Origin of the sequence: Streptomyces sp. NPDC021224, from assembly GCF_044332905.1 — a bacterium.
Classification (GTDB): Bacteria; Actinomycetota; Actinomycetes; order Streptomycetales; family Streptomycetaceae; genus Actinacidiphila.
This window is the reverse complement of record NZ_JBIRPW010000003.1, coordinates 490,492-506,545: the sequence shown is the minus strand read 5'-3', so window position 1 is coordinate 506,545 and position 16,054 is coordinate 490,492. Positions and strand designations below refer to the sequence as shown.

Genomic DNA, 16,054 nt, shown 5'->3' with positions numbered 1-16,054 from the left:
ATGCCGACCGCACCCCAGACCACCGACGAGCTGTACGAGGCGCTGCGGGAGAACGACGAGCGCCCCTACGGCCGTGCCCGCACCGTGATCGCCGAGGAACTGGTCGACGCCGCCGAGCAGTTCGCCGAGACCGCCGCGCTCGTGGACGCGCTGCTGGAGCTCCAGGAGGCGTACACGTACGGCTCCGAGCCGCGCAAGTCGCCCGTCGTCTTCGCCCGGCTGCTCCAGCTCTTCGACGAGCGGCCCGACGTCTTCGACGAGCGGCTGCGGCACCACATGTACTGGCGTTTCAAGTGGGTGGCGAGCGCCCTGCTCTCGGTGCCCGAGATGCCGCTGACCAGCCTGCGCCAGTGGCTGGCGGAGATGCGCGACCGCTACGAGAAGGCCGGGCTCGGCCTCCAGCCGTACTACGGGCAGGCCTACCACCTGGCCGCGCACGTCGGTGAGAGCCCGGAGGCCACCGCGCTGGCCTACGAGCTGTGGGCGGGCCGGACGCGCACCCAGTACAGCGACTGCGAGGCGTGCGAGATCCGCGGCCGGGCGTTGTACCACCTGACCGCGGGCGACGACGAGCGCGCGCTGGACGTCTGGGAGCCGGTGCTGGCCGGCAAGGAGTCCTGCCAGGAGGAGCCCGCCACCTCGATCTCGCACGCGCTGCTGCCGCTGGTCCGCACCGGCCGCACCGACGACGCCCGGCACGCGCACCTGTTCGGCTACCGGGGCTGCCGCCGGAACCCCTCGATGGCCCCGGACGTCGGGCGGCACCTGGAGTTCTGCGCGCTCACCGGCAACGAGGCGCGCGGCCTGGAACTGCTCGCCGAGAACCGCACCCTCTTCGCCGAGGTCGACTCGCCGAGCGACATGCTGACCTTCCTCACCGGTGTGGAGGTGCTGCTCCGCCGGGTCGAGGCGCTCGGCCACGGCGAGCTGCCCGCCGCCGGGTTCTCCGGCCGGACGTGGACGGTCGCCTCGCTGCGCGCCGAGGTGGCTGCCCGCGCCGACGACCTCGCCGCGCGCTTCGACGCCCGCAACGGCACGAGCGCGCACACCGACCGGCGCCGGGTCCGGCTGGAGCGCGCCCCGCTGCTGGAGGCCCTGGAGCTGACGCTCCGTCCGCGCACCCTCGACGACGTGGCCCCGGCCGCCGCCCCCGCCGCCCCGGCCCGCCCGGCGGCCGCCGCCCTGCCCGAGTCGGTCGCCGAACTCGTGGCGCGCGCAAGGGAGCTGGACGAGGTGGGCCATCCGGACGCGGAGGCGTGCTGGAAGCGGCTGGCCGCGCTCGTCGCCGAGCCCGGCTACGTCCACCCCGACGACCCGGCCGTGGGCCCGCTCGACCAGTTGCGCGCGGACCTGCTGGACGAGCAGGGCGCCGAGGCGCGCGAGCGCAGCGACCTGGCCGGGGCCGCCGCGCGGTACGCGGAGTCCGCCGACCTCTACACGCGGGCCGGGCTGCCCGGACACGCCGCCGTGGCCCGTGCCTGCGCGCTGCTCGCCGCGGCGGAAGTACCGGAGTCGGAACCGGCGGAGGCGCTGTCCGACGAGGCCCGCGCCGAGGCGAAGGCCGCCGCGATGACCGCGGCCCACACCGCGCTGACCCGCCTCCAGGCGGAGGCCGAAGACCTCGCGCCCTACCAGGAGGCCCGGCTGCTGCGGCTGCGCTCGACCGCGCTGGGCATGCGGCTGGAGGCGCAGCCGACGCAGGAGCACACCGAGGCGGCCTTCGGCGAGGTCGAGCTGCTGCACGACTTCGCCGTCGCGCACGAGCTGGACGGCCAGGTGTGCCGGGCGGTGCTGCTGCGCGCCAGCACGTACGCGATCAGCGGCGACCTGGCCGCCGCGAGCCGCGAGCTGGACGGGCTGCTGACCCGGCTGCGCGCGCAGGGGCCCGCCTGGCACCTGCCGCACGCGCTGGGCCTGCGCGGCCGTGTCCACCTGGGCCTGCGGGACGCGGACGGGGCCCACGCCGATCTGTCCGAGGGGCTGCGCGAGGCCCGCAGGTGGCCCGCCTACACCGCGTACTGCGGGACGCTGCACGGCGAACTGGCGCGGGCCTGCCTGGGCCGGGGCCACCACGACGAGGCGCTGCGCCACCTGACGCGCTCGGCGGAGGTGGAGATGCGGCACGGCAGCCGGGTGGACGCGTTCTGCACGTACAGCAACGCGGCGCGGCTCGGCCTCGACATGGGCCGTGTCGAGGACTGCATCGCGCTGCTGGACTCGCTGCTGGCCGAACCCGACGTCACCTCCGGGGAGCTGGACGACCGGCTGGTCGCCCAGCTGCGGCTGACCCGCGCGCGGGCGCTGCGCGCCGGGGAGGACGGCAAGGCCGCGCTGGCCGAATTCCTGGAGCTGGCCGCGGAGTCGGCGACCTGGGCGGACGACCCGGGCTCGCACGTGATGATCGCGGCGGAGACGGCCGTACTGCTGGCCGGGAGCGGCGAGTTCGCCCGCGCCCGGGAAGCCGTCGACCAGGCGCTCGCCGCGCACGAGAGGGCGCCGCGCTTCGAGCAGCTGAGCAGCTGCCTGCGGGAGGTCGCCCGGCTCCAGGCCCAGCAGCAGGGCCCGGAGGGGCTCGACGGCGCCCGCGCCTTCCTCGCCGACGCGGCCCGGATCGCCGACGACGCCCGCTCGGAGGGCTACCGGGCCGAGGGCCGCCCGCTGGACGCCGCGCTGGCGTACGAGCACGGGCGCGTCAACGCCTACGCCGGGGAGTACGAGGAGGCGCTCGCCGCCCTGGAGGATGCCCTGACGTACCTCGGCCCGCCCGGGGAGGACGCGGCCGTGGCCGGCGAGTGGGCCGAGGCGGTGCGGCTCATGGGCGTCGTGGAGGGGGCGTACCTCAAGCGCCCGGAGCAGGCCCTGCGGTCACTGGACTCGTCGGTCTCCCGCCTGACGGACCTGGGCCACGAGGAGGCCGCGGCGCCGCTGAGGTCGCTGGCGTCCAGCCTGCGCGACGAGACCTGAGACGGCGGGTGCCGGGCGGTCCGCCGCCCGGCACCCGCGCGGCTCAGGCGTTCGCCACGACGACGCCCACGAAGAGGCCCGCGCTGACGACCAGGGCCAGGATCACGCCCCACCACTGCGGGGAGATCCGCTGCCGCAGCGTGGGCGGCGGCGGGAAGCGCTCGGCCGGGTCGGTGCTCGCCTCCCACCACCGCACGACCCGGTGGAAGTCGCCGTCGAAGTCGGCGTCGGGGTAGACGCTGCTCGTGGCGAGGGCCGGCAGGGAGCGGTGCCGCCCGTCCGCGAGGATCATCCGGGCCGTGCGCCCGCCCGCCTGCGCGCCGGTGCCCTGCCAGACGTAGAGCCGGCGGATGTCGTGCCAGGCGTACGTCCGCCCGGCGCCGAAGCCCCAGCCGACGGTGATCCCGGCGGCCCCGACGTCGGTCGTGCAGCGTCTGGCCATGAAGAGGCAGACGGCGACGACCGCGACCGTCCCGCCGCACAGCAAGTACAGTCCCGTCAGCCCGAGCTGGAACCAGGCCAGCAGCGCCTCGATCACCAGCCCGGCGACCGCGCCCGCGGCGTGCGGCCACGCCAAGCGATACCGATCTTTCCCCCGGAAGCTCAGTTCGTCCATCCCACGCACACTACCGGCCGGGTCCGACAGCCCTGGAGCCGGTCAGAAGGAGTCGCCGTACCAGTGGACGGCCCCGGGCGCGGTGACCGTCGCCGTCACTTCCGCCGGGGAGGCGAGCAGCGGGCGGGCCATGCCGTACGCGGTGGTGCCCGCCGTGACGTCGGCGAGCAGCCCCGGCAGCGCGGCCGGCACGTCCGGATCCGCGGGCAGGTGGACGCTCGCGGTGGTCGCGCCCGTGGCGCGGGCGTGGCCGGCGGCGGCCCGCAGCAGGGCCGCCGTTGCTTCCGGCCCCCGGCCCGGGGCGGGAGCGATCTCCGCGACCGCGGCCTCGGCGGGGCCCGCCGGGCGCACCACGACGAAGCCCAGCGGGGTGCGGTCCCCGCCGCTGCCCGCCTCCTCGGCCAGCAGGATCGCGGCCGGGGGGCCGTACCAGACCGGGATCCGCCGCCGCCAGTCCTCCGGGCTGCGGACCGTGGTGAGCGGCCGGCCGGCGTCGTAGGCGTCGCGCAGCGCGCGCAGCAATGGGACGTCGGCCTGGGTGGCGCGCCGCACGGTCACCTCGGGGGCGGCGGCGCCGGGGGCGGCGAGCGGGCCGGACAGCACGGGGGCGGTGAAGGTCTGCCAGCCCGCGCCGCGGTAGACGTCCGGGGTGCCGGTGAACAGCAGCGACCAGGCGCACGCGTCCGCCGTCATCGCCTCGGCCGCCGCGGCGAGCAGGCGGCGGACGTGCCCGCGGCCGCGCGCGTCGGGATGGGTGGCGACGCTGCCGAGGCAGCCGACGCGCTGCGGTCCGCCGTCGGCCGAGCGGATCGGGCGCGGCTGGTAGTGGAGGACGGACACCGGCCGCCCGCCGTCCTCGGCGAGGAACGTGCGGGCGTGCCGGCCGGGGTCACGGCCCCACAGCAGCGCGACGGTTCCGGCGCTGTCGGGGAAGGCCGCCGCCCACAGGGCGTGCAGGGCCGGTTCGTCCGCCGGGGTGGCGGTGCGGTAGCGCGGCATGCGGCGGCCTTCCCCCTTCTTCCTCGTGGTCGTGCGCGGCCGGCGGGTGCCGGACGCGGTGCGGGACGCGGCGCTCAGAGCACCAGGTTGCCGGTGGTGGCGCTGACCCGCGCGCCGTCCGGCGGCAGCCCGTCGCGGGTGACGTCCTCCTCGGTGCACGAGGTGTGCAGCAGGGAGGAGGCGCCGGTGAAGGCCGCGGCGGCGAGGTCCAGCCGGCCGCCGGTGAGCCGGGCGCCGACCGCGGTGTAGCGGTTGGTGCCGTCGGGGACGCGGACGTGCGCGGTGCCGTCGCCCACGGCGGTGCTGCGCAGCGCGCCGAGGTCCCAGGTGACGGTGGCGGTGCTGCCCGCGGCCCGGGAGAGCAGCGCGCCCGCGGAGTTGGTGCCGGTCAGCGTCACGTCGCCGCCGACGGCGAGCCGCTGGTCGCGGACCGCGCTGAGCGCGACGCCGGTGTTCGTCAGGCTGCCGCCGTCGATCACCACCTCCGCGGCGCCGACCGAGACCGGGGCGGCCTTCGGATCGCCGACCAGCGTGCAGTCGGTGAAGCGGACCGGTCCGCTGCCGCGCAGCACCGTGCCGTCCAGGCCCTTGAACGTGGTGCGCACGAAGTGCACGGGCGTGCTGACCGGGGTCTGGACGAGGACCTGTCCGGCGGGCAGGTCGAAGGCGCAGTCGGTGACGGTCGTCGGCCGGGACGAGCGCGCGGAGCGCTGTGCGACGGCGAACAGCGCGGCGGTGCAGCCGTGCAGCTGGGCGCCGTCCGCGTTGATCACCAGCGTCCCGGACGGGTCGAAGGTGGGCCGCGGGACGACGTGGACGTTCTCCAGCGTCAGGTCGGTGATGAGGGTGTTGGCCGTGAACCACGAGCAGACGTGGTTGCGCACGGTGATGCGCTTGGCCGCGTTGCCCCACTGGGCACCGGAGTTGGCGATGTCCATGAGCCCGGAGTTGCCGTCGAAGAGCAGGTCGTGCTCGTACTGGCCGTGCGTGGTGAAGGGGTTGCCGCCCTCGTCGTCGCCGTCGCCGTGGCAGTTGACGACCTGGCAGTAGGCGGACGCCGTCAGGTCGTTGAGGTGCCGGACGTTGCTGGTGGTGCAGTCGGCGACATGGCCGTAGAGGCAGTAGATCTGCTGGGTGAGGTAGCCCGCGCCGCCGTACATGACGGTGGGCGGGTTCTTCAGGCCGCAGCCGATCGTGCGGTAGCGGGTGCACCAACGGCGCATGATCACCGGCCAGAAGGTGCCGGTGGCCTGGATGCCGGAGACATGGCAGTCGACGGCGTACTCGTACGCCACCGGGTGCGAGCCGGTGTACTCGTCGTCGACCGCGCCGGTGTCCTGCCCCGCGCCGAGGAAGACCAGGTTGTGCACCTCGGCGCCGACGACGGGCTCGACCCGGCGCCAGGTGACGGTGCGGCCCGCGGCGAGCGGCCAGCCGTTGAGGTAGCCGACGCGTATGTGCGTGCCGTCGACGATCTCGGTGACCTCGACCATCTTCTGCAGCTCGCGCTCGTCGCTGCCGCCGCCCGCGACCTCGTCGCTCTGCACCGCCCACCACTGGCCGACCCGGAAGGCGCCGGAGTCGGGCACCGGGAAGGCGTCGGTGCGCTCGATGACCTCGGCGGGGAGCGGGTGGCTGACGGTGTCCGAGGTGACGGTGCCCTGGAAGAACAGCACCGCGCCGAACGGGTTGTCGTGGGTGTTGCGCTCGATCCCGCCGGTGTGGACGGTGTGCCCGCCGAAGTCCAGCACCAGGTGCGAGCGGTGGTAGGTGTGGCGGCGGCGGAAGAGCAGGTCGGTGTGGGCCTCGACGCGGTGCACGGCGGGGTCGCCGACCATCGCGTCGAGCGCGTCGTCGGCGGGGTGGGAGGCGTCGAAGTGGCCGAAGCCGCGGAAGTCCAGGACCCCGTCGTGCACCCGCAGCCAGCGGCCGCGCGCGGGCTTGTCGGCGGGTCGCAGCACGGTGCCGCCGTTGGCCGCGGCAGTGGCACGCGCGTCCCAGCGGGTGAGCATCCCGCCGCCGTCCCCGGAGGCGCGGTAACCGGCGACGACGGCCAGCGTGCCGTCGCGCAGCGTCTTCGCGGGCAGGGCCAGCAGCGCGGCGACGGTGGGCAGCGCGAGGGGCGCCGACGTGCCCTTGCCCGTCGGGTCGTCGTGGCCCTGGTCGTTGCCGTCGGCGGCGGACGCCGGGGCCGCCGCGAGGGTGCCGCCCGCGAGGACGGCGGCGCCGAGGCCGCCGGCCCGCAGCAGGTGTCTACGGCTGGTGGGGCCCGCGGCGGCGGGCGGGTCGGTGAAGCCGGCAGATGACGTCATGGTGTGGTGCCGTCCTTCGTCGGAGGCCGCAGCGTGCTGCGGTAGGCAGGCATGAAGGCGGTGCGGGGCATCTGGTCGGCGAGCACTCCGCCGTCCACCACGATCCGGCTCCCCGTCAGGTAGGCGCCCTCGTCGCTGGCGAGCAGCAGCAGCGCGCCCGTGCACTCCTCGGGGCTCGCGTAGCGGCCGAGCGGGATACGGGCCCGGTAGGCGGTTTCGAACGCCTCGCGGTCGAAGGGGAATTCGCCGTCGATGGGGGTCTCGACCATGCCGGGGGCGAGGCTGTTGACGGTGATGCCGTGCGGTGCGAGTTCGATCGCCAGGGTCTGGGTGAGCAGGTCCACGGCGGCCTTGGAGGCGTTGTAGTGGGCCAGGCCCGCCTCGGCGACCAGGGCGTTCTTGGAGGTGACGGACACGATCCGGCCGGGCACCGCGTCCGCGATCATGTGCTCGGCGATCCGCTGGGTGAGGAAGAAGACCGCGTCGAGGTTGACCCGCATGACGCGGTACCAGCTCTCGGGCGTGATCTCGTTGAAGCGCTCCAGGGCCGCGGTGCCCGCGTTGTTGACGAGGACGTGCAGCGGCCCGGCCGCGGCCCGCACCCGGTCGGCGAAGGCGTGCAGCGCGCCGGTGTCGGCGAGGTCCTGCTCCTCGACGCGCGCGGTGCGGCCGTGGCCGCGGACCAGGTCCGCGGTCTCGGTGAGGCCCGCCGCCCCCGGCAGGTCGGTGAGCACCAGGTCGGCGCCCGCCTGGGCGAGGGCGACGGCGAAGGCCCGGCCGAGCCCGCCCGCGGCGCCGGTGACCAGCGCGGTGCGGCCGGTGAGGTCGAACCGGCCGCGTACGCCGGGGGGTTGCGGGCTCACGGCTGTTCCAGCCCGAGCAGTTCCAGCGAGGGGCGGTGGATCAGCGCCTCGACGGCGTCCTGGTCGAGCGGGTCCAGGCCGGGGATGCCGGGGATGCGGGCGATCCGGCGCAGGCCCTCGACCGATTCATCGACGGTCGTGAAGGGGTAGTCGCTGCCGAACAGCAGCTTGTCCCACACCCCGTAGTCCTGCACCAGGCGCAGGCTGTGCCACAGCTGGAAGGGCCGGTAGTGCAGGGCGCTGATGTCGGCGTAGACGTGCCGGTGCTTGCGGATCACCGCGATGCACTCGCCCTCGAAGGGGTGGCTGAGGTGCGCGAGCACCATCCGCAGCTCGGGGTGGCGCATGGCCACCCAGTCCAGGTGCCGCGGCATCGCGTACTCCAGCGGCGCCTGCGAGACGAAGGTGGTTCCGGTGTGCACCAGCAGCGGCAGGCCGTGGCGTTCGGCGTAGGAGTACAGCTCGTCGTAGGCCTCGTCGGCGGGCGCGAACCCGGCGTACATCGGCATGAGTTTGATGCCGCGCAGGCCCAGTTCCTGGTGCCCGTAGCGCATCTCGTCCTGCCAGCCGGGCTGCGTCGGGTCGAGTGCGAGGTAGCCGATGAGCCGGTCGGGGTGCTGCGCCACGTAGGCGGCCACGGCCGCGTCGTCGACCCACAGGCCGCTGCGGCGGGCCTTGCCGCCGACGACGATCGTGCGGGTGCCGTCGGGGGCGGTGGCCGCGTAGTCCTCGTACCGCACGGTGAGGTCGACCTCGCCGGCGTGGGCGCGGGCGGACTCGGCACGGAAGGTGGCGTCGAAGTCGTGGCTGTGCCGGAAGAGATGGGAGTGCACATCGGTGATCATGTGCGGTTCCTCTTCTCCCAGCCGTCCGCGAACATGTTCCAGAAGCGGTGGCTCGGCGGGTGCTCCTCGAAGACCTCGTCCGCCAGCTCGACGCCGAGTCCGGGCGCGGTCGGCAGCGGCACGTACCCGTCTTCGACGGGCAGCACACCGCGCAGCGCGTCGAAGACGTACGGCTCCAGCAGCGCGTCGAAGGTCTCCAGGATCTTCAGGTTGGTCAGGCCGAACGCCGCGTGCGCCGACGCCGTGGTGCACAGCGGCGAGTTGGAGTTGTGCGGGGCGACGAGCATGCCGTGCGCGTCGGCCTGCGCGGCGATCTTGCGCAGCTCGGTGAAGCCGCCGGCCATGGACAGGTCCGGCTGCACGATGTCCACCGCCTCGGTGGCGAAGAGCTGCTTGTACTCGTAGCGGTTGTGGAAGTGCTCGCCGCCGGAGATCGGGAACGTCGCGATGCGGCGCAGCTCGGCGTAGCGCTCGATGTGCGTCCAGGGCATCGGCTCCTCGAACCAGCCGATGTCGTACGGCGCCAGCTCGTGCACCAGCCGCCGCGCGGTCGCGGTGCCGAAGCGGGCGTGCCCCTCGACGAAGAGGTCGACGTCCGGTCCGACGGCCTCGCGCACCGCCTCGACCAGCGCGAGGGAGCGCTTCAGCTCGGGGCGTTCCAGCTCGTGCAGGCCCGCGCCGAACGGGTCGAACTTCAGCGCGGAAAAGCCCCTGCCCACGGCCTCCTTGGCCTTCGCGGCGAACTCCTCCGGGACGCGTTCGCCGGTGTACCAGCCGTTGGCGTAGACCCGGACGCGGTCGCGGACGGCGCCGCCGGTCAGCCGGTAGACGGGCACGCCCAGCGCCTTGCCCATGATGTCGTGCAGGGCCTGGTCCACGCCGGAGACGACGACACCGCCGACGTCGCCGCCGCGCAGGAAGTCGCCCTGGTACATCCGCAGCCAGATCTCCTCGACGTCGAACGGGTCGGCGCCGATCAGATGGCGGTGGGCCATGGCCTCGGTGAGCCGGCACGTCTCGTCCACCCGGTAGGGGTGGGTGATCTCGCCGATGCCGCTCAGGCCCTCGTCGGTGTGGATCCGGACGTAGCCGAAGTCGCGCCAGGCGGTGCCCAGTTGCAGCGTCTCGACGCGGCTGATGCGGCCGGCCGGACCGGCCGGGCGGGTGGTGTTGACGGTCAGCATCAGCGTGCTGTCCCTTCCGCGGCGGCGCCGCCCATGGTGCTGGCGTGCGCGAGGTCGTCCGGGCCGCCCTCGCTCAGGGTGCGGGTGACGGCCGCCTCGGTCGCGGCGAGCAGCCGGTCCACGTCGTCGTCGGTGTGGGCGTAGGAGATGTGGCTGCGCTTGAGGTTGAGCGGCAGCTCGAAGATGCCGTGGTCGACGAGGTTGCGGCGGTAGCCGACGAACAGCGCGGTGTCGTTGGCGAGCAGGTCGTCGTAGGTGAGCGGCGCGGGTCCCGGCATGAAGTAGGTGACGAAGACCGAGCCGTAGCCGGTGACGACCGCGGGCACGCCGAGCCGCCGGTAGAGCGCGTCCAGTCCGCCGCGGACCCGCTCGCCGAGCCGGAAGACGTGCTCGTGCACGGGCTCCTCGCGCAGCTTGCGCAGCGTCGCGAGCGCGGCGGCGACGGTGGCCGGGTGGCCGTTGTAGGTGCCGGCGAAGAAGACGGGGCCGCCGGGGCGGCTGCTGAAGTGCTGCATGAGGTCGGCCCGGCCGCCCAGCGCACCGAGCGGGGCGCCGTTGGCGATGGCCTTGCCGAGGGTGGTGAGGTCGGGGGTGACCCCGGCGATCGACTGGTAGCCGCCGAGGGCGTGCCGGAAACCGGTGATGACCTCGTCGAAGACCAGGACGCTGCCGGCCCTGGTGCACTCCTCGCGCAGGGTGCGCAGGAATTCGTCGGTGGGCAGCAGCGCCCCGACGTTGTGCGGGACGGGCTCGACGATGACCGCGGCGATGTCGGCGCCGTGCTCGGCGAACGCCTGCCGGACGGCCGCCGGGTCGTTGAAGCGCAGCACCAGCGTGGCGTCCAGCACCTCGGGCAGGATCCCGGTGGACGTCGGGTCGTGGCGGCCGACGCGGTCCGGCGCGGAGATCACGTTGAGGCTCACCGCGTCGTGCCAGCCGTGGTAGCAGCCCTGGAACTTGACGACCAGCCGCCGCCCGGTGACCGCGCGGGCCAGCCGCAGCGCGTGGAAGGTGGCCTCGCTGCCGGTGCTGGTGAGCAGCACCTGCTCCACGGAGGGGATCAGCTCCACGAGCTGCTCGGCGAGCAGCACCTCGCCCTCGGTGACGGCCACGCCGGTCAGGCCGAGGCGCTGTCCGGCCGCGGCGGTCGCCGCGGCGACGTCCGGGTCGTTGTGGCCGAGCAGCGGCGGCCCGAAGGCGGCGTGGTAGTCGGTGAACTCCCGGCCTTCCGCGTCCCAGAACCGGGAGCCCTCGGTGCGCGTGACGACCAGACCGGTGAGGCCGGGAATGCTGCGCTGGCCGCTGTTGACCCCGCCCGGTATCACCCGGCGGGCCCGCTCGGCGAGCGTCATGTGGTGCTCCTCGCGTCGATGCTGTGGGTGACGGTCTGGACCCTGCCCGGCCCGGACCGCGGGGCCATCCGCCCGGCAAGTCGTCGCAGGAATCGTTCGCTGCGGTGCTGAGACGATGCAGAAACGATTTTCAAGAACACTGTTCCGAATAGCAGAACAGTACGGATCCTAGGTCGGCGAAACCGCGCCGGTCAAGGGGTCCCCAGTGGTAAAGTGTTTCGATATGCAGAACAGTGGTGCGAACGCACCCGTCAGCGGGGGCGGCGGCGGGTTCGGCGACGGCCCCGCACGGGGCCCGGAACCCGATCCGAAGTACCTGGTCAAGACGGTCGCCAGAGCCGCCGAAGTGCTGGAGGTGCTCGCCGCCGGCGGCCCCGGAGCGGGACTGAGCGTGACCGAGGTCGCCCAGCGGGCGGGAGTCTCCAAGAGCGCCGCCTTCGGCCTGCTCCAGACCCTGCGCCACTACGGCCTGGTCGCCGACGAGGGCGAGGGCATGAACCGCCGCTACCGCCTCGGCATGGGCCTGGCCCGGCTCGGCGACCGCGCCCAGGCCCAGGTCTCGCTGCGCGACGTCGCCCGTCCGCTGCTGGTCGAACTCACCGCGGCCACCGGCATGGCCTCCCGCGTCGCCGTACCGCAGGACGGCCAGGCGGTCATCATCGACCAGGTCGACACCAACGGCGGCCTGCGGCTGGACCTGCGGATGGGCGCCCGCGAGCTGCCGCACTGCACCGGCATCGGCAAGGCGCTGCTGGCCGCGATGCCCGAGAGCCAGGCCCGCGAGCTGGTCGCCCGCACCGGGCTGCCGCGCCGCACCTCGCGCACCATCACCGACGAGGCCACGCTCTTCCAGCACCTCGCCGACGTCCGCGCCACCGGCTACGCGCTGGACGACGAGGAGGACGCGGACGGGATCTTCTGCATCGGCAGCGTCGTCCGCGACCACCGCGGCGACTGCGCCGGGGCGATCAGCATCACCGGCCTCAAGCTCGATCTGCCCGGCTGGCGCTTCCGCGAACTGGGCCTGCAGGTACGGGACGTGGCCGACCGGATCAGTCTCAGCCTCGGCTTCGGCGCCCCCGCCGGGGCGTGATCCGGCGCGGCAGGGGCTTGACCGGAGCGCGGGAGCAGGCTTAACGTCTCCGCTCATCGACCGGTGCCGCGCTCGCACCCTGCCTCTGGTCAGCGCTTTTTCCGCACCCGGCCGATACGGCCATCCGTCCGACGACAAGCGTCACGGGATTCGTCCTCGCCCTTAGGCCCACCGAAGGCGGAGGCACCCCCGTGAACCACACCCCTGGCTCCGTGCCGGACACCGACAGATCCACCCGCACCACCCCCGACCCGCGCCCCGACTCCTCCCGCCGCAGCCTGCTGCGGGCCGGCGGCATCGGCGGCCTGCTGGTCGCCGCGACCGGCACCGCGGTCGCCGCCGGATCCGGCACCGCGCACGCCGACAGCGTCCCGAAGAGCGCCCCGCTCACCGCGGGCACCGTCGCCGCGCTGCTCGCCCTCGACCCGAAGAAGCTCGCCGACGGCGTGCTCGCCCTGGTCGCCGGCTACCGCGCGCCCGGCGACGGCGGCGGCATGCTCGTCCGCTGGGACGCCGCCTCGACGGCCGCCGCCGACGGCGGCACGGTCCTGGCCCCGGGGAATCCGAAGCCCGCGGCAAAGGGCCGCTGGCGCATGGTCCACGACGGTGTCCTGGACTTCCGGCAGTTCGGCCTGTTCGACGGCTCGGCCCCGGCCGACGCGGCGCTGGACGCCATGATGGGCGACCCCTCGGTGCACCGGATCGAGGCGCACACCGACCTGAACTTCACCAAGCGCCACACCTTCTCCCGCTCCCGGGTCGAGCTGGACTTCGGCGGCAACCGGGTCACGACGGTGGGGATCGAGAAGAACGCCTACAACAACCCCTTCGGCGCCGTCCTGTACTTCCTGGGCAAGGTCACCGACACCACCGTGAAGTCGAAGCTGTCGGCCGCGATGCCCGACCTCGCGGACATCTTCGAGGTGCCGGACTCCAAGGCCTTCGCGCTGGGCCAGTGGTGGAGCGTGGAGATCGACGCCGCCGCGGGCACGGGTCTGTACGAGAAGGAGGTGCAAAAGCTCGTCCAGGTCACCGAGATCGTGGACGGCACGCACATCCGGGTCAACTACAAGATCGGCTGGGACCTGGCGGCCGGGCGCACCTTCACCTGGACCCGGGTGGAGCCCGTCGAGCGCGTCCACGTGCGCAACATGGTCTTCGAGGGCGTGCCCGGCGTCGCCGACAACGACACCGAGACCGGCTCGCACCCGATCGCGTACGAGTACGCGGTCTCCTGCGACGTGTCCGGCATCGACGCCACCGGCACCTTCTGGCCGGTCGTGATGCGCCGCTGGTGCACGTACTTCCGCACCTCCGAGTGCCAGCTGAAGAACCCGGCCTCGGTCACGTACGGCGGCGCGGGCTACCTCACCCAGCAGATCTACTGCCTGTACGGGCACGTCGAGGACTGCCACGTCGCCAACGCCCGGCACCTCAACGACTGGACGGCCTCGGCGTACGGCTACGTCACCAACTGCCACGGCGACGGCGACGACCAGGGCCCCTTCGTCACCCACGGCCAGTTCGAGCACGACCTGACCTTCACCGGCAACTCCGGCCTGATGACCTTCGCCAACTCCGGCGCGGCCTGGGGCGGCGCGGCCAAGCGCGTCACCGTACGGCGGCACGCCTGCTCGTGGTTCGTGGCCAGGACGAACATCACCGACCTGACGCTGGAGGACATGCTCGTCATCGGCAACGCCCAGCCCGGCTCCGGGATGATCTGGATCAACGCCGACGGCGCCCAGCTGCGCGGCTGCGTCGCGTCCGGCCCGCTGGTGATATCGCAGTCCTCGCACCGCGCCCAGCGCCCCACCGTGATCGCCGACTCGGCCTTCACCCAGGGCAAGGCGTCCGAGATCACCGCGGCCAACGTCAGTGCGGACGTGCACCTGCTGCGCGTCCGGCTGGAGGGCCTGGACGGCGCGCAGTTCAACGGCACCGGCGGTCTCGTGCTGGACCACTGCACCTTCGACGGCGCGGGGGACGGCGCGGCGCCCAGCACGGTCGCGCACGCCGACACCGCGGTCCACGGCGGCACGTTCACCGGCACCGGCCTGCGGCTGAACTCCGCCAAGGACCAGCGGCTGTGGATCGACGGCGGCGCCCGCTTCACCGGCGGCAACAGCGCGGCGGCCTATCTCGCCCGCGACACCGCCGGGCGCACCGTCACCTGGCAGCTGGACGGCGCCGACTTCCGGGCCCCCGACGCGAAGACCGCGCACATCCTGCTGACCGACGGCGTCAACCGCTACCGGGCCACCGGCACCGCCTTCACCGGCGGCAGCCTGCGGCTCGCGCCCGCCGCCTTCGCGGGCGACAGCCATCTGCTGCACACCGGCTGCACCGAGGACGGCGTGGCGCGCACCGCCATGCCGGACGAGGGCGCCCGCGTGCAGCACACCGCGGGCAACCTGCTGCTGCCCGCCTGACGCACCGCCCCACCCCCCTTTCCCGTTACCGCACGGGCCGGCCCCCGGCCTGCCCGTCCACCCACCACCGTGAGGGAGACATGGCCACCGACTTCGCCACCAGCGCCGTCACCGGCGGCCCGGCAGGGGACCGGCCCGTGCGGATCGCCCTGGTGGGCGCCGGCAACCGCGGGCTGACCTACGCCTCGTGGATCCGCGACCACCCCGAACGCGCCCGTCTCACCGCCGTCGCCGATCCGCGGCCCGAGGCGCGTGCCCTCGTCCCCGGGGCCACCGGGTACGACGGCTGGCGCGAGCTGCTCGCCGCCACCGCGGCGAACGGCGGACCGCTGGCCGACGGCGTGATCGTGGCCACCCAGGACCGTGATCACGCCGAACCGGTGCTCGCCCTCGCCGAGGCCGGGTACGCGATCATGACCGAGAAGCCGCTCGCCCCCACCGAGGACGAGTGCCGGGCGATCGTGGAGGGCGTCGAGGCGACCGGCGTGCCCTTCGCCGTCTGCCATGTGATGCGTTACACGCCCTACACCGACCTGGTCAAGAGCGTCGTGGACAGCGGCGTGCTCGGCACTGTCACCGGCCTGGACCACCTGGAGCCGGTCGGCTGGTGGCACTACGCGCACTCCTACGTCCGCGGGCCGTGGCGCCGCGAGGACCTGTCGTCGCCGATGATCCTCGCCAAGTCCTGCCACGACCTGGACTGGATCGCGTACGTCACCGGCCGCCGCATCGAGACGGTCGCGAGCTTTGGCTCGCTCCAGCACTTCCGCCCCGAGAACGCCCCCGCGGACGCCGGCGAGAACTGCCTGTCCTGCGCGGCGGAACCGGGCTGCCCCTACTCCGCGCCCAAGCTCTACTACCCGGCGCTGCGCCGCACCGGCGGCGCCTGGCCCATCGACCACGTCACCTCCGCCGCCACCGGCCCGGACGACGAGGACGTGCTCACCGAGGCGCTGCGCACCGGCCGCTACGGGCGGTGCGTCTACCGGTCCGACAACGACGTGGTCGACAACCAGGTCGTCGCGATGAAGCTGTCCGGCGGGCCCACCGCCGTCTTCACGATGACCGCCTTCACCGAGCAGACCCACCGGCAGACCCGGATCTTCGGCAGCCACGGCTGGCTGCGCGGCGACGGCGAGCGTGTCGTCGTCCACGACTTCCGGGACGACTCCACGGTGGTCCGCGACATCGGCGACCTCGGCTCCAACGCCGCGGACGGCCACGGCGGCGGCGACACCGCCCTCGTCGAGGCCTTCGTCACCGCGCTCGCCACCGGCGACCGCTCCCACATCCGTTCCGGCCCCGCCGACTCGCTCGGCAGCCACCTCGCGGCCTTCGCCGCCGAGCGCTCCCGGCACCACGGCACCGTCGAGACCGTGCCGTCCCGGTGAGCG

11 protein-coding genes are annotated in these 16,054 nt (G+C 74.0%); 4 read left to right on the top strand and 7 right to left on the bottom strand.

Features of this window, described 5'->3' with window-relative positions; genetic code table 11:
- The gene (locus ACH4PY_RS10660; protein WP_398178694.1) at positions 1-2,964 is read left to right on the top strand and encodes a hypothetical protein; all 2,964 of its coding nucleotides are present in this window, start codon (positions 1-3) and stop codon (positions 2,962-2,964) included.
- Positions 2,965-3,007: 43 nt separating this feature from the next.
- Here ACH4PY_RS10660 and ACH4PY_RS10655 read toward each other — a convergent pair whose 3' ends face one another.
- The 7 genes from ACH4PY_RS10655 to ACH4PY_RS10625 all read right to left on the bottom strand — a co-directional run bounded on the left by ACH4PY_RS10655 (position 3,008) and on the right by ACH4PY_RS10625 (position 11,135).
- On the bottom strand, positions 3,008-3,541 hold the full coding sequence (locus ACH4PY_RS10655) for a PH domain-containing protein (RefSeq protein WP_398178691.1): 534 nt from the start codon (positions 3,539-3,541) through the stop codon (positions 3,008-3,010).
- Positions 3,542-3,622: 81 nt separating this feature from the next.
- Positions 3,623-4,579 carry a GNAT family N-acetyltransferase gene (locus ACH4PY_RS10650; RefSeq protein WP_398178688.1) on the bottom strand — a complete coding sequence of 319 codons (957 nt, stop codon included), beginning with the start codon at positions 4,577-4,579 and terminating at the stop codon, positions 3,623-3,625.
- 74 nt (positions 4,580-4,653) lie between these two features.
- Entirely contained in the window at positions 4,654-6,891 is a 2,238-nt protein-coding gene (locus ACH4PY_RS10645) for a peptidase C14 (RefSeq protein WP_398178685.1), read from the bottom strand.
- A complete protein-coding gene (locus ACH4PY_RS10640; RefSeq protein WP_398178682.1) occupies positions 6,888-7,754 on the bottom strand; it encodes an SDR family NAD(P)-dependent oxidoreductase in 867 nt (288 codons plus the stop codon). Before ACH4PY_RS10640 ends, ACH4PY_RS10645 begins: the two co-directional genes overlap by 4 nt.
- On the bottom strand, positions 7,751-8,599 hold the full coding sequence (locus ACH4PY_RS10635; RefSeq protein WP_398178679.1) for an amidohydrolase family protein: 849 nt from the start codon (positions 8,597-8,599) through the stop codon (positions 7,751-7,753). The genes ACH4PY_RS10640 and ACH4PY_RS10635 overlap by 4 nt, the downstream gene beginning before the upstream one ends.
- A complete protein-coding gene (locus ACH4PY_RS10630; RefSeq protein WP_398178676.1) occupies positions 8,596-9,783 on the bottom strand; it encodes a mandelate racemase/muconate lactonizing enzyme family protein in 1,188 nt (395 codons plus the stop codon). The genes ACH4PY_RS10635 and ACH4PY_RS10630 overlap by 4 nt, the downstream gene beginning before the upstream one ends.
- Positions 9,783-11,135, bottom strand: a complete 1,353-nt coding sequence (locus ACH4PY_RS10625) for an aspartate aminotransferase family protein (RefSeq protein ID WP_398178673.1) — start codon at positions 11,133-11,135, stop codon at positions 9,783-9,785. Before ACH4PY_RS10625 ends, ACH4PY_RS10630 begins: the two co-directional genes overlap by 1 nt.
- Positions 11,136-11,358: 223 nt before the next feature.
- Here ACH4PY_RS10625 and ACH4PY_RS10620 point away from each other — a divergent pair, with 223 nt between their 5' ends.
- The 3 genes from ACH4PY_RS10620 (at position 11,359) to ACH4PY_RS10610 (ending at position 16,051) form a co-directional block, all read left to right on the top strand.
- On the top strand, positions 11,359-12,228 hold the full coding sequence (locus tag ACH4PY_RS10620) for an IclR family transcriptional regulator (protein WP_398178669.1): 870 nt from the start codon (positions 11,359-11,361) through the stop codon (positions 12,226-12,228).
- Positions 12,229-12,722: 494 nt separating this feature from the next.
- A complete protein-coding gene (locus ACH4PY_RS10615; protein WP_398179330.1) occupies positions 12,723-14,660 on the top strand; it encodes a peptidase C14 in 1,938 nt (645 codons plus the stop codon).
- An 80-nt stretch (positions 14,661-14,740) separates the two neighbouring features.
- Positions 14,741-16,051, top strand: coding sequence for a Gfo/Idh/MocA family protein (locus tag ACH4PY_RS10610; protein WP_398178666.1), 1,311 nt, complete (start codon positions 14,741-14,743; stop codon positions 16,049-16,051).
- The last annotated feature ends 3 nt before the right edge of the window (positions 16,052-16,054 follow it).